Origin of the sequence: Proluteimonas luteida (genome assembly GCF_021191695.1) — a bacterium.
Classification (GTDB): domain Bacteria; phylum Pseudomonadota; class Gammaproteobacteria; order Xanthomonadales; family Xanthomonadaceae; genus Luteimonas; species Luteimonas luteida.
The window spans coordinates 151,473-172,282 of sequence record NZ_JAIWPT010000008.1; the positions used below are offsets into that span (position 1 = coordinate 151,473).

Here is a 20,810-nt window from a genome sequence, read left to right on the forward strand (position 1 = left end):
CGGAACGCGTCGGCGCGGTGTGCGTCCCGGCTCAGGGAATGACCTTGCGCGCGCGGAACTCCTCGAACAGGCGCAGGAACATCGCGGTGCTGTCGACCACGTCGTGGAAGCCGGCCTGGCGGATCCGGGTGGTGCTGGAGACCACGTCCCAGTCGCAGCGGAAGATGAAGTCGCCGAAGCCCCAGGCGGCGATCTGGTCGTAGGGCACCGGCTGCAGGCCGTGCCGATGCACCAGCGACTGCCACAGCGGCGCCTTGTCGGCCATGAACTGCGCCAGCGGGATCGTCTGCGGCTCGCCGGCCTCCATGTCGAACCAGCGCGCGATCGCATGCCAGGCCTGGCGCCAGCGGAACACGTCGCCGTTGGTCAGGTTGTAGGCCTCGCCGCCGCGGCCCTCGATGGCCGCCCACACCGAACCGCGTGCCAGCTGCGCGGCGTCGGTCACCTGGGCCAGCTTGCCGTAGCAGGTGGCGGTGCCTGGGAAGCGCAGCGGCAGGCCCAGCGCCTTGCTGATGCTGGCGTAGACCGCGATCAGCATCGCCAGGTTCATCGGGTTGCCGATGGCGAAGCCGCAGACCACGTCCGGGCGCAGCACCACCGCGTCCCACGGCCGGCCTTCGGCCACGCCGAGCAGCCAGTCCTGCATGTCGTAGTAGAAGTTCGGCGGCATGTGCCGCGGATCGTCCTCGCGCGCCGGGGTCTCGAACGCGCCCAGGTGGGCGCCGTAGTACTTGGCGCCCTCGTACAGCACCACGCGCTGCAGCTTCGGCGAGGCCGCGGCGACGGTCTCCACGAGGTTGCGCAGCATGCCGAGGTTGGCGTCGACCAGCGCCTGCGGCGTGGCGTGCTCCTGGTAGGCGGCGTGGAAGACGTGGGTGACGTCGTCGAGCGCGCCGAGCTTGTCGCGGGTGTCGTCCGCGTCGAGCAGGTCCACGCCGATGTAGTCGCCCGCGGCGTCGGGCGGCGGCGGGCGCCGCGACAGCCCGATCACGTCCCAGTCGTCCAGGCCGGCCAGGTGCTCGACCAGGTTGCGGCCGATCACGCCCAGGCCGCCGGCCACCAGGGCCTTCTTTTTCTCGCTCACGTCACTGTTCTCGCTGCTGCCGAAAGAGGGCCATCGCTGCGTCCTTGCCGCCGCGCGGGATGCGGGGCCGGGTCACGGGCTTTCCAGCGGCGTGATCTCCAGGCGCGCGAACGACTGCGTCGTCGCCACCACCTCGAGCCGGTTGACGTTGACCCGCGGCGGCAGCGAGGCCAGCCAGGCCAGCGCCTCGCCGATGTCGGCGGCTTCCATCGGCTGGCGCTCGTCGCTGTAGGCCGCATCGTGCGCGCTGCGGTCGCCGCCGGTGCGCACCAGGGTGAACTCGGTCTCGACCAGGCCGGGCTGCACCACGGTCACGCGCACACCGGTGCCGCGCAGGTCGCTGCGCAGGCCCATCGAGAACTGCTCGACGAAGGCCTTGCTGGCACCGTAGACGTTGCTGCCCGGGTACGGATACAGGCCGGCGACCGAACCGATGTTGATGATCTGCCCGCGGCGCGCGATCAGCCCCGGCAGCAGCTTGTGGGTCAGCGTCACCAGCGCGGTGACGTTGGTGTCGATCATCGTGCGCCAGTCGTCCAGGCTGGCGTCCTGGGCAGATTCGGTGCCCAGCGCCAGGCCGGCGTTGTTGATCAGCAGGTCGATGTCGCGGAAGCCCTCGGGCAGCGCGGCCAGTGCGGCGTCGAGCGCCTGCGCGTCGCGCAGGTCGAAGACCGCCGCGTGCACGCGCTCCGGGCCGAACGCGTCGACCAGCGGCTGCAGCCGTTCGGCGCGGCGACCGGTCGCGACGACCTTCCAGCCGTCCTCGGCGAAGCGCTGCGCGGCGGCGGCACCGATGCCCGAACTCGCGCCGGTGATCAGCACGGTGCGTTGCCCGGCCGGCGTGGCGTCCGTGTTCGCCGGTGTCGCCGATGCCGGCAGCGCGAACGCCAGCAGCAGGAGCGCGAACGCGGCATGGCGCAGGAGCGATGGAACGATGCGTGGAATGTGCATGGGCAACCTCGGGTCGTTGGGGGAGGGATGACGTCCTGCCTGTGCGGCTCCGGTCAGTGCAGCTCCAGGACCAGGTGGTCGTGGAGCTCCGGCCCGCCGCCGCGGTCGCGGCTGCCGGCGACGATGTGCACCGCGTCCCCGGACACGGTCGCCTGGGTGCCGTGGCGGCCGACCGGCAGCGGCGGCAGGGTCTCCCACTCGCCGGTCGCCGGATCGTAGGCCTCGACCTCGTCGTGCGCCCGCGCCTGGCGGCCGCTCTCGCCGCCGAGCACGATGATCCGGCCGGCGAAGGCCACGGTCGCGGTGCCCGAACGCGGGGTCGGGATCGGTGCATCGAGCGTCGACCAGGTCCCGGCGGCGATGTCGTAGACGTCCACCGGCGCGACCGTGAGGGTGTCGACCTCGCCGGTCTCGTGCGAGCTGGTGCGGCCGCCGGCGGCGTAGAGCCGGCCGTCGAGCACGGCGGCGTGGAAATGGTCGCGCGGATGCGGCGCATCGGGCAGGGGCGTCCAGGCGCCGGTCGCCGGGTCGAAGCGGTCCAGCCACGGCACGTAGCCGCCGTTGTGGCCGCGGGTCAGGCCGCCGACGAGGTAGAACGCGCCGTCATGGACGACCAGCCCGCCGCCGCCGCGCCGGCGCGCCTCGGGGATGGCCGGGCCTTCGCTCCAAGCGTCGGTCGCCGGGTCGTAGCGCAGCACGACCGGGATCGGCGGTTCGTCCGGGAATTCGCCGGTCAACGCACCGATGACCCACAGCCCGCCGTCATGGCCGACCGCCTGGGCATGGTGGATCTCCAGCGGCGGCGCGGCGCCCGGCACCCAGGTGTCCGTGGCCGGGTCGAAGATCTCCAGCGGCCGCTCGCCACGGCCGCCGAGCAGGTAGAGCCTGGTGTCGAGCGCGGCGAACGCGTTCTCGTGACGGGCGCTCGGTACCGCAGCGCCTTCGACGGCGCGCCAGGCGAACCCGCCGGAGGACGATTCCGCGGACGCCGCGGATTCCTCGGGCAGCGTGCCGGCCGGCTGCGAGAACGGTGCCTGCTCGCTGCCGCAGGCGGATACGCCCAGCGCCAGGGCGAGCGATGCGAAGAGTGCAACAGGGCGCGGGATCATGACGGCTCCTTTCGTTGTGTGGGGATGCCGGCGGCCACCGTCGCGGCGGCCGACGGCGGGGGCTGTCCTCAGTCGAGCACGCCGTGGGCCAGGAAGCGGTTGTCGCCGTCGACGATCGGCCCGGCCAGCGTGTCCGGCAGCACTTCGTCCAGTGCCAGCGAGTACGGCTGGGCCAGGTGGGCCTCGTGCTGCGCCGCGCTGTCCCAGCGTTCGATCAGCACGTAGGTCTGCGGCGTGTCGAGGTCGCGGTAGATCTCGAACACCGCGTTGCCGGGCGCCGCACGCGCGTGCGGGAACACGTCGCGCCAGGCCTGCACGAAGGTCTCCTCGGCTTCCGGCTTGACCTTCAGCACCACCAGCACGTCGCGGGAGGTCGCCGGATCGGCGGGCGCGCGGCGGCTGCCGGCGCCGGACGGCTGCACCTCGACCAGCTTGTGCACCTCCGACAGCTCGGCACCGCTCGACTGCACCGCCTCGATCACCGCGGCCAGGTGCGGCTCCTGGTCGTGGCTGTCGATCGCGGCCTGGTCCCGCCAGCGCTCGAACAGCAGCAGGGTCGGCGTCCCGTCCTCGGGGCGGAACACCTCGAAGGAGACGTTGCCCGCCTCCTCGCGCGAGGCATGGACGTTGTTCCGCAGCACGGAGGCGAAGCCGTCGTAGGTGTCCGGCTGCAGCGCGATGGTGCTGAACAGCGCGATCTCCTGCGCTTCGGCGACGTCGGGTGCTGCGCTGGCGGACTCGCCGGCCGCGGGAGGCGTCGCGGCACTGGTGCCCTGCTCCGGGCCGGAGCAGGCGGCCAGCAGGGCGAGGGACGTTGCAGCGGCCAGGGCGGGGAGGCGGAAGGTTCGGGACATGGGCAATCTCCGGTGTGGGGGTGGTGGCGGAAGCATCACGGGCGTGGCGGTCAGACGATGTCGTCGATCACGCCGCCATCGACGCGCAGGGCCGCGCCCGAGGTGGCGGAGGCCTGGGCCGATGCGACGTAGACGACCAGGTTGGCGACCTCCTCGACGGTGGCCGGGCGCTGGATCACGGAACCGGGGCGATGGGTCAGCACGAATTCCCGTGCCACCTCGTCGAGCGACTTGCCGGTGCGCGCGACCTCGTCCTGCATCATCGCGACGAAGCCGTCGGACACCGTGGGCCCGGGCAGCACCGCGTTGACGGTGACGCCGCTGCCGGCCACGCGCTTGGCCAGGCCGCGCGACAGCGCCAGCAGGGCGGTCTTGCTGACCCCGTAGTGGATCATGTCGGCAGGGATGTTGCGGGCCGATTCCGAGGAGAGGAACACGACCCGTCCCCAGCCGCGCTCCACCATGCCCGGCAGCAGCGCACGCGACAGGCGCACGCCCGACATCACGTTGGTCTGCCAGTGCCGTTCCCAGGTGTCGTCGCCGGCTTCGAAGAAATCGCCCGGCACGTAGATGCCGGCATTGTTGACCAGCACGTCGACGTCGCCGAGTGTCGCCAGGCCCTGCAGTAGCCGGTCGGCGCCGGCGGCATCGGACAGGTCGGCGGCCACGCCCTCGACGCGTGCGTCCCCGACCTCGTGCAGCAGGCGGGCGCGGGCCCGGTCGACGCTCTCCTGGCTGCGGCCGTTGAGCACCACGCGTGCGCCGCTGGCCGCCAGGCCGCGTGCGATCGCCAGGCCGATGCCGCCGGTGGAGGCGGTGACCAGCGCGGTCTTGCCGGAAAGATCGATGTTCATGCGGATCCTCTGTGCGGTGGCGTGGATTGCGGAGGAGACGCGCCGGCACGGGCGCGTCGGCCGGCGCGCCCCGCCGCCGGCGAGGCGGGCGTCCGGCGGCTCACGAGCGCCGTCCCGGCAGTACCACGGCCGCATCCGGTCCGGCATGCGTGGCGAAGCGCGCCTCGGTCGTCCAGGTCGCGGTATCGATGACCGCGACGCTGTCGTCGTCGAGCGCGGCGTACAGGCGGCCGTCCGCGGCGAGGTTCAGCCCCGGGGCCGCCGCGTCCAGCGGCACCCGGCGTTCCTCGGCCAGCGTGTCCGGCCGCAGCAGCGACAGGCTGCGGTCGGTCTCGTTGGAGACGACCAGGCGGCCGTCCGGCAACGACACGATGCGCACCGCCTCGCCGCGGGTCGGCGCGCGGCGCAGTTCGCGCAGGTCGCGGGCGTCGTAGGCGACCAGGTCCCCGCCGTAGCGGTTGACGACGTAGAAGGTCGATTCGTCGGGGCTCAGGCAGCAGCCCTCCGGCCCCTTGCCGCTGCGCCGGCGGATCGGCGGCACCGACGCGTCGTGCGGGTCGGCGGCGATGACCATGCCGCTGAGCGTGTCGGCCACGTAGGCGCGCGCGCCGTCGCCGCGGATCGCGAAATAGTGGCTGCGCGCGCCACCCAGCGGGACCGCCTGGTCGGGCACGTCGCTGTGGGCCGGATCGTCGAAGCGGATCAGCACCGAGTCGATCTCGGCCAGCACGTACAGCCGTCCGGCCGCGTCCATGCGGATGCCGTGCAGGCGCCGGTACGGCGACAGGTCGATCGTGCGCTGCAGCCGGCGCGTGGCCAGGTCGACCACGAAGATCCTGTCGCCGCCGGCCCCGGGGCCGCGCCAGCGGGCCACGCCGTACTGGGCCACGTAGGCGTAGCGGCCCTGCGCGTCGGCGACGATCTCGTGGGGCTGGGTCCCCAGGTCGATGCCGGCGATCCGCCTGCCGCCGGGCAGGGCATAGAAACCGAGCGAGCCGGCGTCCTTCTCGACCAGGGCCAGCACCTCGCCGCCGTCCGCCGCGGCGAAGGCGGCCGGGCCGAGCGCCGCCAGCGCCGACGCAGCGCTTCCGAGCACCAGGAAATCGCGCCGTTTCATGCTTCTCCCGGTCTCCTGCGTTGGCGGCCCGTCCGGTTCACGGCAGGGCGTAGGCGATGACGTAGTCGCCGCGGTTCTCGTTGGTGCCGGTGCGCGTCGCGCCGCCCGCCACCACCACGACGTACTGCTTGCCGTCGCGGCCGACATAGGTCATCGGCGCACCCTGTCCGCCCACGGGCAGGCGGCCGCGCCACAGTTCCCGGCCGGTGTCGCTGTCGAGCGCGCGGACATAGAAGTCCAGGCTGCCGTGGAAGAAGGTCAGGCCACCGCCGGTGACCAGCGGTCCGCCCATCGTCGGCATGCCGATCGGGATGCGCACGCCCGGGGCGATGCCGTGCACGGGCGCGTCCTGGATGCTGCCCATCGGCACCTGCCAGCGGGTCCGGCCGGTCGTCAGGTCGATCGCGGTCATGGTGCCGAACGGCGGCTTGAAGCAGGGGACGCCCAGCGGCGAGATGAACATCGAGCGCTCGACGCCCCACGGCGTGCCGAGCATCTCGGAGTATTCGCCCTCGGTGCTCGCCTGCAGGCCGAGTTGCTCCGCCTCCCCGCGGGAGATGAAGCGGCCCCATTGCGCCATGCGGATGTCGTTGACGATCAGCGTGCCGGTGGCCGCGTCGAGCGCGCCGCCGCCCCAGTTGAAGCCGCCGTAGTAGCCGGGGTAGATCAGCGTGCGCTTCTGGTCCGACAGCGGCGTGAACTCGCCCTCCCAGCGCATCTTCCTGAACTGGATGCGGCAGTAGAGCTGGTCGAAGATCGACGCGCCCCACATGTCCGATTCCTTGAACGGCGTGGCACCCACCGAGATCGCCGAATACGGCTGGGTCGGGGCCACATGCATGCCCGGCATCGCGTCGGTGGACACCGGACGCTCCTCGACCGGGAACACCGGGGTGCCGTCGCGGCGGTCGAGCACGAACACCTGGCCGCGCTTGGTCAGCTGGACCAGCAGCGGTGTCGTGGTGCCGTCCGGGTTCGGGCGGTCGTAGAGGATCGGCTGCGAGGCGACGTCGTAGTCGAACTGGTCGATGTTCGCGGTGCGGAAGTGCCAGCGCAGTCGGCCGGTCCGCATTTCGACGGCGACGATCGAGTCGTTGAACTCGTCCGAGTACGGGTGGCGGTTGCCGGTCCAGAAGTCGGGGGTCTGGTTGCCGGTCGGGAAGTAGGCCAGGCCCAGTTCCGGATCGTAGGCCGCGGTGCCCCAGAAGTTCGGCGATTCCGGCGCGTAGACCTCGCCCTCGGGCAGCGGCGTGGGGTCGTCGGAGCGTGCCGGGTCGAATGCCCACAGCAGTTCGCCGGTGACCACGCTGTAGCCGCGGACCACGCCGGAGGGCTCGCCGACGGTCAGGTTGTCGTTGAGCTTGCCGCCGACCATGACCACGCCGTCGGCCACCAGCGGCGCCGATGTCACGGCGTAGGAGCCGCGCTCGCGGTTTGCCATGGGGCCGAGGCCATCGAGCAGATCGACGAAGCCATCGCTGCCGAAGTCCGGGCATGGCGTGCCGGTGCCGGCATCCAGTGCGAACAGGCGGCCGTCGTTGGTGGCGCTGACGATGCGCCGGCGGCAGGCCGCCGGGGCGGTGGTGGACATGGTGGCCTCGTCCGAGGCCGGTGCCGGGGCCGCGGTCTCCGTCTCCGGCTCCGTCACCTCCGCGACTTCCTGCACGGGCAGTGCGTCGAGGTCGGCATACGCGACGCCGCGGCAGCGCTTCCAGGCCTTGTTGCCCTCGGTCTCCTGCAGCTGCGGATCGAAGCGCCACTTCTCGGCACCGGTGACCGGGTCGAGCGCGATCACCTTGTTCAGCGGCGTGCACAGGTACATCGTGTCGTCGATCTTCAGCGGCGTGACCTGGTACTCCGCGCCGTCGACGGCCAGGTCGCCGGTGCGATAGGTCCAGGCGACCTCCAGGTCGGCGACGTTCCCGCGGTGGATCTGGTCGAACTGGGCGTAGCGGTTGCCCGCGGTGTTGCGGCCCCAGGCCGGCCAGTCGTCGCCACTGTCCTGGCCCGCATCGGGGCGCAGTACCGGCGGCGCGGTGCCATCGGCCGACACCTGCGGGTGGACGCGGAACATGCCGGCGAAGATGCCGACGATGCCGGCCGCCAGGACCAGGGTCAGGACGCCGGCCGCGCGGCCGCCGAGGGCGGGGGCGCGGTTGCCGCGGCGCAGCCACGGCGCCGCCGCCGCCGCGACCAGCGCGACGACCAGGAACGCGATCGAGCGCGGCACCCACTGCCAGAAATCGAGCCCGACTTCCCACGCCGCCCAGGCGGCGCTCGTCGCCAGCAGGGCCAGCGCCAGCCACAGGGCCCAGGCGCGGCGCCGGGCCAGTCCGATGCCGACCCCGGCCATCGCCAGGCCGGCGAACAGGTAGAACCATGCACCGCCCAGGGCGGCCAGGTAGGCGCCGCCGGCGGCGAGCAGCAGCCCGAGCAGGGCGAACACGCCGCCGATGGCGACAAGCGTGATGGATCGGTCTTTGGGTTTCATTGGTGCGGCATTTCCTTGGGGTCTTCGGCTGCCTATTATTGTTGCAATGCGGGAAACGGGCTCAGCGTGCGCCCGCCGCGGGGGACCGGGTGCCTCGGGAGCGCTCGGTGCCGCCGAGCCACAGCGCGACCGCCAGCGCCGCGAGCGACAGCAGCGCCGCGGCCCAGTTCGGCGAGGCCAGTCCGAATCCGTGCGCGATCACGAAACCGCCGAAGGCCGCGCCGATGGCGTTGCCGAGGTTGAACATGCCGATGTTCACCGCCGAGGCCAGGTTCGGCGCGCCGGCGGCGCTGGCCTTGTCCATCACCAGCTTCTGGATCGGCGAGACCGTGGCGAAGCCGAAGGCCGCCATCAGGAACACGCACACCGCCGAGGCCAACTGGCTGCCGGCCAGGAAGTAGAACGCCAGCAGCACCAGCGCCTGTCCGGCCAGGGTGACGTACAGCACCGGCATCAGCGCGCGGTCGGCGAGCCGGCCGCCGGCCAGGTTGCCGACGAACAGCCCGAGCCCGAACAGGAACAGGATGCCGGTCACGCCGCGTTCGCCGAAGCCGGCGACCTCGCGCATCATCGGCGCGATGTAGGTGATCGAGGTGAAGAACGCCGCCGGCCCGAGCACGGTGATCGCCATCGCCAGCAGCACGCGGCGGTCGCCGAACGCGGCCAGTTCGCGCAGCAGCCGCGGCGGATCGCGGCGCGGGCCGTCGGCCGGCACCCACGCCAGCAGCGCCAGGATCGTCGCCACGCCGACCACGGCGACCGCGTAGAAGGTGGCGCGCCACGAGACCACCTGGCCGAGCCAGGTGCCGGCGGGAATGCCGACCAGGTTGGCCACGGTCATGCCGGTGAACATCAACGCGATGGCGGTGGCGCGCCGGTCCGGCGGCACCAGCGCGCTGGCGATGATCGCGCCGATGCCGATGAAGGCGCCGTGGGTCAGCGAGGTGACCACCCGCCCGGCCAGCGCCCAGCCGAATCCCGGCGCGGCCGCGGTGAGCAGGTTGCCGAGCACGAACAGGCCCATCAGCAGCACCAGCAGGGTCTTGCGCGGCAGCCGGTTGCCGAGCATGACCATCGCCGGCGCGCCGACGAACACGCCCAGCGCATAGCTGGTGGCGAGATTGCCGGCCATCGACACCGAGATGCCGAACTCGGCCGCCGCCAGCGGCAGCAGCCCGGCGATCACGAACTCGGTGACGCCGATGCCGAAGGTGCCCAGCGCCAGTGCCCAGATCGCCGGCGGCATGCGCGCGCCGCCGGCGGGAACGGCGGCGGTCTCGTGACGATGTCCCGCGGCGACGCCGTCGCTCATGCGATCGTGCCGCCGCCGTCGACCAGCACCGTCGAACCGGTCGCATAGGGCGTGGCGGCGAGGTAGACGATCGCGTTGGCGACGTCCTCGGGGCGCCCGACCGCGCGCGCCGGCAGGGTGGCCGCGGCCTTGTCGTACATGGCCTGGCGGGCGGCCGCGTCCATGCCGTCCCACAGCGGCGAGGCGATCAGCCCCGGCGAGACGGTGTTGACCCGGACCTTCTGCGGCGCCAGCTCCAGCGCCAGGCCGCGGCCGAGCGATTCCACCGCGGCATTGATCGCGCCCTGCAGCACGGCCGCGCCCGGACGCACGCTGAGGAAACCGGACACCAGGGTCAGCGAGCCGCGCTCGTTGATCCGCGCCGCGCGGGCGATGCGGTAGGCGCCCCAGAACTTGCTGTCCATGCCGGCGTAGGCGTCGGCCAGCGGCAGCGTGCGCACCGGCCCGCCGCGCGTCTGCGCGGCGCTGACGACGACGTGGTCGAAGCTGCCGGCGTCGGCGAAGAACGCCTCGACTGCGGCGTTGTCGGTGGCGTCGAGCACCGCCGTCCGCGTGCCATGGCCGATCCGGCCGGCGGCGGTGTCCAGCCTGGACTGGCTGCGCGAGGCGATCAGGACCTGTGCGCCGGCCTCGGCGAAGGACCGGGCGGCGGCCTCGCCGATGCCGGAACTGCCGCCGACGACCAGGACGCGTTGATCGGTGAACGAAAAGGACATGGGCATGCTCCGTTGATGGCTGTCGTGCGGGACCGGGGACCGGTCGGGGTGTGCGTGGGCTTGCGATGAAGCGGGCAGGGCCGAGGCGAGCGCCAGGCCGGTGGCGCCGAGCGTCATCCCGGAGACGAAGCCGCGTCTGGAAATCATCGGGATGAATCCCTCTTTGTCCGGGGGCGGTGCGCCGGTTCGCGATCTGCCCGTGGATGGCGGGTGCGGATGCCGATGGTCATGACGGCGTCCGCGCGGCCGTCGGCGGCTGCAGCCGGCCCGCGCGCCCGGTTTCGAGCCGGTGCTGCCAGCGACCGAGACCGCCGCCGACCGCGGCCCAGGCCAGCGCGAGGACGGCGCCGATGCCCATCGCCAGCGTCGGGTGCTCGCCGATCAGGTCGAGGCCGCGCTTGACCCAGCCGCTGACGGCGTCGCCGCCGCGATAGGCCACGGTGTCGATGAAGTTCTTGGCCTTGTACTTCTGCTCCGGCGAGACCACGGTGTAGAGCATCTCCCGGCCCGGACGCACCAGCGCGTACTCGCCTGCGCGCCGGACCACCATGACCACCGCGAGCACCGCGAACACCGGCGAGAACGCCAGCCACAGGAAGCCGGCGGCGATCATCAGTGGTACCGCCACCAGCAGCACGCCGACGCCCAGGTGCTGCGCGATGCGGCCGGTCAGGAAGAACTGGGCCAGCAGCGCCAGCGACTGCACGGCGATGTCGATGATCCCGAACACCTGGGTCTGCCGGACCGGGTCGGGGAAGGTGGCCTCCACCAGCCGCGCCTGCTCGAAATAGAGGAAGGTGTTGGCCGTGGCCAGCAGGATCACGAAGGTGGCGATGCCGAGCAGGTAGGGCGAGCGGAACACCGCGGTGGCACCGGCCAGCGGATTGCCGCCTAGGGGTTTGCTGCGGGTCTCTTCTCCATCGGGCGCGCTGCCGTCGGGAGCGGGCGGATGGCGGTCGCGCCAGCGCTGCAGGGCGATGCCCGCGCCGGCGCTGCCGGCCAGCAGGACCGCCGACAGCACCAGCAGGCCGGCGTGCCCGATCGGGGCGACCAGCAGCGTGCCCAGCACCGGCCCGAGCAGGCCGCCGAGGCTGGCGCCACCGGCCATCAGCGCGAACAGCCGCTTGGCCTGGGCGCCGGAGAGCACGTCGGCCAGCACGCTCCAGGCCAGCGAGATCGTCAGCATGTTGAACACCGACAGCCAGATGAAGAATGCCCGCGCCGTCCACAGGTTGTCGGGCTGCAGCGCCAGGCCGGCGGCGAAGGCCAGCAGGTTGGTGACGAAGAAGGCGTAGGTCCAGCCCTGGATGCGGCGACGCGGCACCTTCGAGGCCAGCCAGCCGAACAGCGGCAGCGCCGCCAGCGTGGCGACGAAGGTGCCGGTGAACAGCCATTGCAGGTTGTCCACGCCGCCGGCCACGCCCATCGTCTCGCGCACCGGGCGCAGCATGAAATAGCCGGCGAACAGCAGGAAGAACATCAGCATGCCGGCGAGCGCCGCCGGCGCTTCCCGCGATTCCACGTCGAACACCCGGGTGAGCAGCGGCAGGGCGCGCATGCGTTCGCGCCTCAACCGGCGAACGTCCCGATCGACGGCCGCCGCGGCCGGGGCCCGGTCGGCTGCGGGCCGCGACCGGCAAGGCACCGCGCGCCGCGGCGCTCCGGCCCGGCGGATGCCGGGACCGCCGCGTTGGCCGCCGGACGGCCCGGCCTGGATTTCAGCAGGGCCTGCGCCCTGGGCGTGGGCCCGGCGGGAAATCTGTGGCGGGACGCCATCGTCGTGCTCCTTGGCTGTTGCACTGTTGCCGGTGATCGATCTCGTGGCAGCTTAGGGTTGTTCGATCTGTCGTTAAACCGTGGTAGAACGAATGCACTCTTGACTGCCTGGACAACAATGGCGCTTGATGACATCAACCGCCTCCGGCTGTTCGTGGCGATCGTCGATGCCGGGTCGCTGTCGTCGGCGGCCAGGGCGCTGGGCATCGGCCTGCCGGTCGCCAGCCGCAAGCTGCGCCAGCTGGAAACCGCCCTGGGCGTGCGCCTGCTGCAGCGGACGACGCGGCGGCAGGCGCTGACCGAGGAAGGGCGCCTGCTGCACCAGTACGCGGTGGACCTGCTGGCCGATCTGGACCAGATGGAGCAGCAACTGCTGCGCAAGAGCGCGACCGTGTCCGGGCCGTTGCGGATGACGATGCCGGTCTCGCTGGGCCGGCGGCGCATCGCACCGCTGCTCGCGGAATTCTGTGCGCTGCATCCGCAGCTGTCGCTGCAGATCGAGCTGGCCGACAGCGTGGTCGACCTGGTGTCGGCCGGCATGGACCTGGCGATCCGGTTCGGCGGCCTCGACGACTCCTCGTACGTGTCGCAGCCGCTCGCACCCAACCACCGCGTGCTGTGCGCCTCGCCCGGCTATCTGCAGCGGCATGGCGAGCCCCGCAGTCCCGCCGAACTGGCCCAGCACCGCTGCCTGGTCATCGGCACCAGCCCGCAGACCGAATGGCGGCTGGACGACACCTCGGTGCGGATCGCCGCGCACATGACGGCGAACGACGGCGACGTCGTGCACCAGTGGGCGGTCGACGGCTACGGCATTGCGCTGAAGTCCATCCTCGACGTCGGCGAGGACCTGGCGTCGGGCCGGCTGCGCCGGGTCCTGGGCGGGCATCGCCTTCCGGCGACCCCGCTGCACGCCGTCTATCCGCACAAGCGCCACGTCGCGCCGCGGGTCCGGGCCTGCATCGCCTATCTGGCGCCGCGGCTGCAGGCGCTGGCGAACGTCGAAGGGACGGAGCCGCTGGCCCACCCGTCCCGGGTTCCCTGACGGCCTGCCTGCAGCGAAACCGCGGGCCCGGGACGTCGGGCGACGCCCGGTCCCGTGGTCACTCGCGCCCGTCCGACACCGCGGTGCGCTGGAAGGCGGCCAGCGATTCCTCGACCGCCTGCAGGTGTTCGAGGCAGGACTGCCAGCTCGGTGCGATCGCCCGATCCGGATCGACGGCACCCACAGCGGGCGCCTCCGTCCCGGCTCCCTGCGCGGCGTCGCCGACCAGTGCCAGGCAACGGTCCGCGAGGCCGGCAACGCGGGCGTCGAGGCCGGGCGGCGGTGCTTCGGTGTCCTTGCGCAGGGCGTTGGCCAGCGCCTCGGCGAACAGCAGCGCCGAGGCGTACAGGCGCACCGCGCGCCGGTCGTAGCGCGCCGCCAGTTCGCCGACCTGGGCCGCGGCCAGGCGTCCGCGCAGCGACCAGCGCGCGGTGCTGCGGGCCGCGGCGATCGCCGCGTCCAGCGCGATCACGCTGTCGTGCGCGCCCGAGATCTGCTTCAGCGCGGTCTGGGCCTTGTCCTGGTCGCGCGCGGGCAGGGCGTCGGCGCACATCCGGAAGCCCGAGGCCAGCCGGCGCATCAGCGCCTGCACCGCGCCGTCGATGATCCGCACCGGGCTGGGCGTCAGCAGCACCTGGCTGAACAGCAGGCCGACGCCGGCACCGGCGGCCACGTCGAGCATCCGCGCCGAGCCCGCGGTCGCGGGGCCGAAGGCGATGACCAGCACCGCCGAGACGCCGGCCTGGATCGGCACCACCGGCGCGAAGCCGTAGGTCGAGGCCACCAGCATCGACAGCAGCGCCGCGAGGCTGATGCGCAGCAGCACGATGTCGCCGGGCAGCAGCAGGGTCAGTTCGCCGATGACGATGCCGGTCGCCACGCCGACCAGCACGCCGATGCCCTGCCGGCCATGGCTGGGCAGCCCCGGCGACAGGCAGACGATCGCGGTGATCGCCGCGAACAGCGGCCTGGGATGGCCGAACAGGTGCTGGGCCAGCATCCATGCGATCGCGGCCGCGACCGCGGCGGCCAGCGAATCGTGGAAGGCATTGGTCAGGCGTTTGCCGACGACGCCGGGGAGGCTGTGCAGCGGGATCAAGGCGGGGTCCTGGCGGGTAAGAGTCGCTCGACGGTGATGGTAGGACGACCGGCCGGGACGGAGATAGGGTGGCCGGATCCATGCGCCGCCGGCGTGTTGCCGCGCCCATGCCGGTCACCACATCGGCATCACGATGGTAGCGCTACCATCGCGTCCATGCACTGGAGTTCCTCCACAGCCCCGGCCCGGTGGCGCGGGCGCGGCATAGCGACGGCGTGGCGTCGGCCCCGCGGCGGGCGGCGACCCGCGGCGGGCCGCATGGGCCGGCCATCGCTGCGCATGCTGCCCACGGGCATGCGGCGGTCGTCCGGGATGCCGGCATGAGCCATGCCGATTCCAGGCGCCGCACGGCCAAGGCATCCGCGCAGCCGCGCCGGGCCACGCTGCGCGAAGTCGCGGCGCTGGCCGGCGTCGGCCAGATCACCGCTTCGCGGGTACTGCGCGAACCGCAGCGGGTGTCGCCGGCGCTGCGCGCGCGGGTGCTCGATGCGATGGAGCAGCTCGGCTACGTCGCCAACCAGGTCGCCAGCGGGCTTGCCTCCGGCGCCAGCCGGGTGGTGCCGGTGCTGATCCCGACGCTGGCGCACCCGGTGTACGTGCCGTTCCTGCACGGTGTGCACGCGTTGCTCGACCGCCATGGCTACGACGTGCTGCTGGGGACCACCGAATATCTGCCGCAGGTGGAATCCCGGCTGGTGACGACCTTCCTCGGCTGGTGTCCCGTCGGCCTGCTGGTCGCCGGCGTCGATCACCTGCCGGCGACCCGCGCGCGCTTGCAGCAGCAGGTCGCCGCGGGCCTGCCGGTGGTGGAGTTCATGGATCTCGCCGACACGCCGCTCGACCTCAACGTCGGTTTCTCGCATCGCGCCGTCGGCGCGGCGGTCGCGGACTTCTTCGCCGACCGCGGCTACCGCCACGTCGCCTACGCCGGCACGCTGGCCAGCCACGACCTGCGCAGCGCGCGCCGCGCCGACGGGTTCCGCGACGCGCTGGCCGCCCGCGGGCTGCCGTCGCATTACGCGCTGCGCAGCGAGGCGCCTTTCTCGATGGCACTGGGCGGGCAGTTGCTCGCCGAACTGCTGCACCGGCATCCCGAGGTCGAGGCGGTGTTCATGGCCAACGACGACCTGGCCGCAGGCGCGATCTTCGAGGCGCAGCGGCGCGGCATCGCGGTACCGGAACAGCTGGCGGTGATGGGCTTCAACGATCTCGACATCGCCTCGGTCGTGCGGCCGTCGATCACTTCGGTGGCGGTCGACCAGCGCGGCATGGGCGAGCGTGCCGCCGCGCTGCTGCTCGAACGCCTGGCCGGGCGCGCGCCGGAGGAGACCCGCATCGACATCGGCTTCCGCATCGTCGAGCGCGACAGCACGGCCGCCGCGCCACGCGGCCGGCCGCTGCCCGCCGACGCGACCGCAGTCCGCTAGGCGACGCCCCGGAACCGAATCAGGAAACAGCGCTTGCAACAGGAGACCTTCCCATGCCGCACTTCCCCCATACCTGCCTGCGCGCAGTGCTGGTGGCCACGCTGATGGCCAGCGGTGCCGTGTCCGCGCAGTCCGTCGCGCCCGCCGACGCCGCCGATCCGGCCGCGGTGCCGGCCGGTTCGCTCGAGGTCGTCGCCCGCTTCGACGGACCCGGTCCGTCCGGCATCGCGGTGACGCCGGGTGGCCGGGTGTTCGTCGGCTTCCCGCGGCATGCCGACAACCACCGCGGCGCGACGCTGGGCGAACTGGTCGATGGCCGCATCGTGCCGTTTCCCGACGCCGCGACCAGCCTGCCGTCGACCGCACCGTACCCGGACTGGCTGGTCTCGGTACACGGCATGACCATCGACGCCGCCGGCAGGCTGTGGGCCATCGACGACGGCAAGCGCGCCGGCATCGACGGCATTCCGCCCGGCGCGGCCAAGGTGGTCGGCTTCGACCCGGACACCCGCGCGGTCGTCGCGTCGGTGGTGCTGGAGGCGGCGCTGCTGCAGGACAGCCACATGAACGACCTGCGCGTGGACCTGCGCCACGGCGCGCGCGGCACCGCCTACATCACCGATTCGTCGTTCGGCGACGCGCCGGCGCTGGTCGTCGTCGACATCGCCAGCGGCCGCCAGCGCCGCGTGCTCGAAGGGCATGTGTCGACCCGGCCGGAAGCCGGGTTCATGGCGATCCTCGACGGCAAGCCGATGCGCTACGACGCCGGCCACCCGGGCTTTCCGTCCGGCGGCGCGGACGCGATCACGCTCTCCGCCGATTCGGCCACGCTGTACTACGCGCCGCTGACCAGCCGCCGGCTGTACAGCATTCCCACCGCCGTGCTGTCCGATTTCTCCACCGACGCCACCACCCTGGCCGCGGCGGTGCGCGACGAGGGCGAGAAGGGCTTCGCCGACGGCATGGCCACCGATCCGCAGGGCCGCCTGTACACCACCAACGGCGAGCACGACGCGATCCTGCGGCGCTGGCCGGATGGCCGTTTCGATGTCGTTGTGCGCGACCCGCGGATCGTCTGGCCGGACGGCATCCACGCCACCGCCACCCATGTCTACGTCACCCTCGGCCAGTGGGACCGCCTGCCCGGATTCAATCAGGGCCGCGACCTGCGCCAGCCGCCGTACCTGCTGGTCCGCGCACCGATCGACCCGCCGCCACAGGTCGACGCCGCCGCTTCCGACTGAATTCCCGCTCCCGACCCATCCGCCTTCCCTGAGGACACACCGATGAACGCACGCCGCCGATTCCTTTCCGCCGCCGCTGCAGGCAGTGCGGCCCTGGCCGCCGCGCCGCTGCTGGCGCAGGTCGCCGCGCCCGGTTCGGTGCTGCCGACCCGCGGCGATGCCGCCGCGCGGACGCTGCCCGTCAACCCGCCGCAGACCGGTGGCCGCTTCCGCCCGCCGACACGGCTGGGGCTGGGCGGCGTCGCGATCGGCAACGGCTTCGCCGCGGCGACCGACGCGCAGAGCCAGCAGACGCTGCAGGCCGCGCTCGATGCCGGCGTCAGGTACTTCGACACCTCGCCGTGGTACGGGCTGGGCCTGTCGGAACGCCGCTTCGGCCATGCCCTGCACAACGTGCTGGTCGACGACTACGTGCTGTCGACCAAGGTGGGGCGCCTGCTGACCGCGACCGACACCGTGCCCGAGACGATGTGGCAACAGCCGTCGCCGTTCGACTACCGCTACGACTATTCCGCCGAGGGGACGCGGCGCTCGATCGAGGACAGCCTGCAGCGCCTGGGCGTGTCGCGGATCGACGTCGTCTTCATCCACGACCTGTCGCCGGACAACGAGCAGGACCTCGGCATGCCGTGGGCCGAGCGCTTCGCGCAGGCGGCCAGGGGCGCGATGCCCGAGCTGACCCGGATGCGCGAGGAAGGCCTGATCCGGGCCTGGGGATTCGGCGTCAACAGCCCCGAGCCGGCGCTGCGCGCGGTCGAGGAGGCGGATCCGGACATCTTCCTGCTGGCCTGCCAGTACTCGCTGCTCGACCACGACGAGGCGCTGCACCGGACCTTCCCCAGGATCGCCGCGCATGGCGCGTCGGTGGTCGTCGGCGCGCCGCTGCTGGCCGGCTATCTCGCCGGCCGCGACCGCTACCTCTACGACGGCAGCGTGCCGGACTGGGCGCCGGCCAGGCGGGCGCGGGTACAGGCCGTCGCCGACCGCCACGGCATCGACCTGCGCACCGCGGCGCTGCAGTTCGCGGCCGCACCGGCAGTGGTGTCGGCGGTGATTCCGGGTGCGCGCACCGCCGCACAGGTGCAGGCCAACGTCGCGTCGATGTCGGTGGCGATCCCGGCCGACTTCTGGGCCGAACTCAGGCACGAGCGCCTGATCGCCGAAGACGCGCCGCTGCCGGCGGCCACCTGAGCGACGGCGCGGCGCCGTCGAAGAATGGATGCGCTGCGCGCATCCGGGAGCAGACCACGATGCCGAACACCATTCCCAGCCACGATGCCTTCGGCGAACTGCCGCGCGGCATCCACCATCTCGGCATGACCGTGCCCGACGTCGACGCGGCGACCACGTTCCTGCGCGCCGCGCTCGGCGCGACCGTCTGCTACGACGGGGTCGCCGCCGACGATCCGCCGCGCGAAGGCGCCGAACTCGAACGCGTGCTCGGCCTGCCCGCCGGCGCGAAGATCCTGCGCCAGCGCATGGTCCGGATCGGTACCGGGCCGGGCCTGGAACTGTTCGAGATCCAGGCGCCTTCGCAGCAGGCCGCGGCGGCGCTGCAGGACATCGGGCTCAACCACCTGGCCGTGTACGTCGACGACATCGACGCGGCAGTGAAACGGCTGGTCGCGGCGGGCGCCACGATGCTGTCGGAGGTCCACGGCAACTCGCGTTACGAGGACACCCCCGGCAACGGCAGCGTCTATGCACGTGCGCCGTGGGGCAGCTTGATCGAGCTGCAGTCGATCCCCGGCGGCTACTACTACCCACCTGACAGCGAGAGCGAAGTCTGGCTGCCGCCGCGGCGCTGATGCGGCGCGGCCCCGAAAACAAGGAGTCCTGTCCATGAACACAGCTTCCACATCCCCGAAGCAGGGCGCATTGCCCGCGATCGGCTTCGGTACCTGGCCGATGGACGATGCCGAGGCCGCGACCGCGGTCGCCGAGGCGCTGCGCATCGGTTACCGGTTGATCGATACCGCGGCGATCTACGGCAACGAGACCGGCGTCGGCCGTGGCCTGCGCGAGTCCGGCGTCGCCCGCGGCGACGTCGTGCTGACCAGCAAGCTGCGCGGTGCCGAGCAGGGCTACGACGAGGCGCTGCGCGGTTTCGACGCGACCACCCGGCGGCTGGGCACCGATCATGTCGACCTGTACCTGATCCACTGGCCGCTGCCGATGAAGGACCGCTACGTCGACAGCTGGCGTGCGCTGATCCGGCTGCAGCAGGAGGGCCGGGTTTCCATGATCGGCGTGTCCAACTTCCAGCAGGCGCACATCGAGCGGCTGCAGCGCGAGACCGGCGTATTGCCGGCGGTCAACCAGATCGAACTGCATCCCGACTTCGCCCAGCCGGCGCTGTGCAGCTGGCTGGCGGCGCAGGGCATCGCGATCGAGGGCTGGAGCCCGCTGGGACGCGGCAAGCCGCAGGGGCAGGTCCTGGAGACGCTGGCGGCCAAGCATGGCCGCACCCCGGCGCAGGTCGCGCTGCGCTGGCATGTGCAGCGCGGCGTGGTGCCGATCCCGAAATCGTCGAAACCCGAGCGCATGCGCGAGAACCTCGACGTGTTCGACTTCAGCCTCGACGCCGAGGACATGGCGGCGATCGCCACGCTCGACGGCGACCATCGCCAGGGCGGCGACCCGGACACCCACGTCGAGGAATGAAGCGTCGCGGCCTTGGCCGCATGATGGGCGGGTACGGCGCGGGACCGGATCCGACGGTATGGAGGTGCGCGATGCGCGCGATGGTATTGCGACAGACCGGCCGGCCGCTGGTCGAGGAAACCCGGCCCGATCCCGAGCCGGGACCGGGCGAGGTGCGGTTGCGGGTCGAGGCCTGCGGGGTCTGCCGGACCGACCTGCACGTCGTCGACGGCGAACTGCCGCCGGCGCCGCTGCCGATCATTCCCGGCCATGAAGTCGTCGGCATCGTCGAGCGCCAGGGACCGGGCGTCACCGCGCCGGCGCTCGGTGCGCGGGTCGGCGTCCCCTGGCTCGGCGGCACCTGCGGACACTGCGCGTACTGCCGCAGCGGCCGCGAGAACCTGTGCGATTCGCCCGAGTTCACCGGCTACACCCGCGATGGCGGCTTCGCCAGCCACATCGTGGCGCGGGCCGCGTTCTGCGTCGATCTGGCGCATGCGCCGGACGAGGCCGTGGCAACCGCGCCATTGCTGTGCGCGGGCCTGATCGGCTGGCGCTGCCTGTGCAGGGCCGGCGACGGCCGCCGCCTCGGCCTGTACGGCTTCGGTGCCGCCGCGCACATCCTCGCCCAGGTCGCGCGCTGGCAGGGGCGCGAGGTCTATGCGTTCACCCGCGACGGCGATGCGTCGGGCCAGGCGTTCGCGCGTTCGCTCGGCGCCTGCTGGGCCGGCGGTTCCGGCGATGCGCCGCCCGAGCCGCTGGATGCGTCGATCCTGTTCGCACCGGTCGGCGCACTGGTGCCGGCCGCACTGCGCGCGGTGCGCAAGGGCGGACGCGTGGTCTGTGGCGGCATCCACATGTCGGACATCCCGTCGTTCCCGTATGCATGGCTGTGGGAGGAGCGCGAACTGGTCTCCGTCGCCAACCTCACCCGCGACGATGCGCGCGGCTTCTTCGGCGAGGTCGTCGCCGCGGCAGGCGTGCGGACCACCACCACCGCCTATCCGCTGGCCGAGGCCAACACCGCGCTCGACGACCTGCGCCACGGCCGCCTGCACGGTGCTGCGGTGCTGGTGCCCTGACAGGGC

The 20,810-nt window shown here is 72.4% G+C and carries 18 protein-coding genes; 7 read left to right on the forward strand and 11 right to left on the reverse strand.

Annotation, left to right across the window (positions count from 1 at the left end; translation table 11 throughout):
* Positions 1–31: 31 nt before the first annotated feature.
* From LDO26_RS09065 to LDO26_RS09110, 10 genes are all read right to left on the reverse strand, one after another.
* Positions 32–1,084: an SDR family oxidoreductase gene (locus tag LDO26_RS09065; protein WP_232130763.1), complete on the reverse strand. Its 1,053-nt coding sequence runs from the start codon at positions 1,082–1,084 to the stop codon at positions 32–34.
* A 72-nt stretch (positions 1,085–1,156) separates the two neighbouring features.
* Positions 1,157–2,035: an SDR family NAD(P)-dependent oxidoreductase gene (locus LDO26_RS09070; protein ID WP_232130764.1), complete on the reverse strand. Its 879-nt coding sequence runs from the start codon at positions 2,033–2,035 to the stop codon at positions 1,157–1,159.
* A gap of 53 nt (positions 2,036–2,088) precedes the next feature.
* Positions 2,089–3,144: a Kelch repeat-containing protein gene (locus LDO26_RS09075; RefSeq protein WP_232130765.1), complete on the reverse strand. Its 1,056-nt coding sequence runs from the start codon at positions 3,142–3,144 to the stop codon at positions 2,089–2,091.
* Between the two features lie 68 nt (positions 3,145–3,212).
* Positions 3,213–3,998 carry a putative quinol monooxygenase gene (locus LDO26_RS09080; protein WP_232130766.1) on the reverse strand — a complete coding sequence of 262 codons (786 nt, stop codon included), beginning with the start codon at positions 3,996–3,998 and terminating at the stop codon, positions 3,213–3,215.
* A 50-nt stretch (positions 3,999–4,048) separates the two neighbouring features.
* Positions 4,049–4,852 carry an SDR family NAD(P)-dependent oxidoreductase gene (locus tag LDO26_RS09085; RefSeq protein ID WP_232130767.1) on the reverse strand — a complete coding sequence of 268 codons (804 nt, stop codon included), beginning with the start codon at positions 4,850–4,852 and terminating at the stop codon, positions 4,049–4,051.
* Positions 4,853–4,952: 100 nt separating this feature from the next.
* Positions 4,953–5,969: a YncE family protein gene (locus tag LDO26_RS09090; protein ID WP_232130768.1), complete on the reverse strand. Its 1,017-nt coding sequence runs from the start codon at positions 5,967–5,969 to the stop codon at positions 4,953–4,955.
* A 37-nt stretch (positions 5,970–6,006) separates the two neighbouring features.
* Positions 6,007–8,460: a membrane-bound PQQ-dependent dehydrogenase, glucose/quinate/shikimate family gene (locus tag LDO26_RS09095; RefSeq protein WP_232130769.1), complete on the reverse strand. Its 2,454-nt coding sequence runs from the start codon at positions 8,458–8,460 to the stop codon at positions 6,007–6,009.
* Between the two features lie 61 nt (positions 8,461–8,521).
* Positions 8,522–9,772: an MFS transporter gene (locus LDO26_RS09100; protein ID WP_232130770.1), complete on the reverse strand. Its 1,251-nt coding sequence runs from the start codon at positions 9,770–9,772 to the stop codon at positions 8,522–8,524.
* Complete coding sequence (locus LDO26_RS09105; protein ID WP_232130771.1) at positions 9,769–10,488, reverse strand: SDR family oxidoreductase; 720 nt, start codon at positions 10,486–10,488, stop codon at positions 9,769–9,771. Before LDO26_RS09105 ends, LDO26_RS09100 begins: the two co-directional genes overlap by 4 nt.
* A gap of 226 nt (positions 10,489–10,714) precedes the next feature.
* Positions 10,715–12,046: an NTP/NDP exchange transporter gene (locus LDO26_RS09110; protein ID WP_232130772.1), complete on the reverse strand. Its 1,332-nt coding sequence runs from the start codon at positions 12,044–12,046 to the stop codon at positions 10,715–10,717.
* A 336-nt stretch (positions 12,047–12,382) separates the two neighbouring features.
* Here LDO26_RS09110 and LDO26_RS09115 point away from each other — a divergent pair, with 336 nt between their 5' ends.
* Positions 12,383–13,309 (forward strand): LysR family transcriptional regulator, encoded by a 927-nt coding sequence (locus LDO26_RS09115; RefSeq protein WP_232130773.1) that lies wholly within the window; start codon positions 12,383–12,385, stop codon positions 13,307–13,309.
* Between the two features lie 58 nt (positions 13,310–13,367).
* On the opposite strand, the gene LDO26_RS09120 is transcribed toward LDO26_RS09115, so the two are convergent.
* A complete protein-coding gene (locus LDO26_RS09120; RefSeq protein ID WP_232130774.1) occupies positions 13,368–14,408 on the reverse strand; it encodes an FUSC family protein in 1,041 nt (346 codons plus the stop codon).
* A 320-nt stretch (positions 14,409–14,728) separates the two neighbouring features.
* Between LDO26_RS09120 and LDO26_RS09125 the strand changes: the two genes are divergently transcribed.
* The 6 genes from LDO26_RS09125 (at position 14,729) to LDO26_RS09150 (ending at position 20,804) form a co-directional block, all read left to right on the forward strand.
* Positions 14,729–15,835: a LacI family DNA-binding transcriptional regulator gene (locus LDO26_RS09125; protein ID WP_232130775.1), complete on the forward strand. Its 1,107-nt coding sequence runs from the start codon at positions 14,729–14,731 to the stop codon at positions 15,833–15,835.
* 53 nt (positions 15,836–15,888) lie between these two features.
* Positions 15,889–17,079 (forward strand): major royal jelly family protein, encoded by a 1,191-nt coding sequence (locus tag LDO26_RS09130; RefSeq protein ID WP_232130776.1) that lies wholly within the window; start codon positions 15,889–15,891, stop codon positions 17,077–17,079.
* A 42-nt stretch (positions 17,080–17,121) separates the two neighbouring features.
* Positions 17,122–18,270, forward strand: a complete 1,149-nt coding sequence (locus LDO26_RS09135) for an aldo/keto reductase (RefSeq protein WP_232130777.1) — start codon at positions 17,122–17,124, stop codon at positions 18,268–18,270.
* A 59-nt stretch (positions 18,271–18,329) separates the two neighbouring features.
* On the forward strand, positions 18,330–18,887 hold the full coding sequence (locus LDO26_RS09140; RefSeq protein ID WP_232130778.1) for a VOC family protein: 558 nt from the start codon (positions 18,330–18,332) through the stop codon (positions 18,885–18,887).
* A gap of 34 nt (positions 18,888–18,921) precedes the next feature.
* On the forward strand, positions 18,922–19,743 hold the full coding sequence (locus LDO26_RS09145) for an aldo/keto reductase (protein ID WP_232130779.1): 822 nt from the start codon (positions 18,922–18,924) through the stop codon (positions 19,741–19,743).
* Between the two features lie 71 nt (positions 19,744–19,814).
* A complete protein-coding gene (locus tag LDO26_RS09150; protein ID WP_232130780.1) occupies positions 19,815–20,804 on the forward strand; it encodes a zinc-dependent alcohol dehydrogenase family protein in 990 nt (329 codons plus the stop codon).
* Positions 20,805–20,810 lie beyond the last annotated feature (6 nt).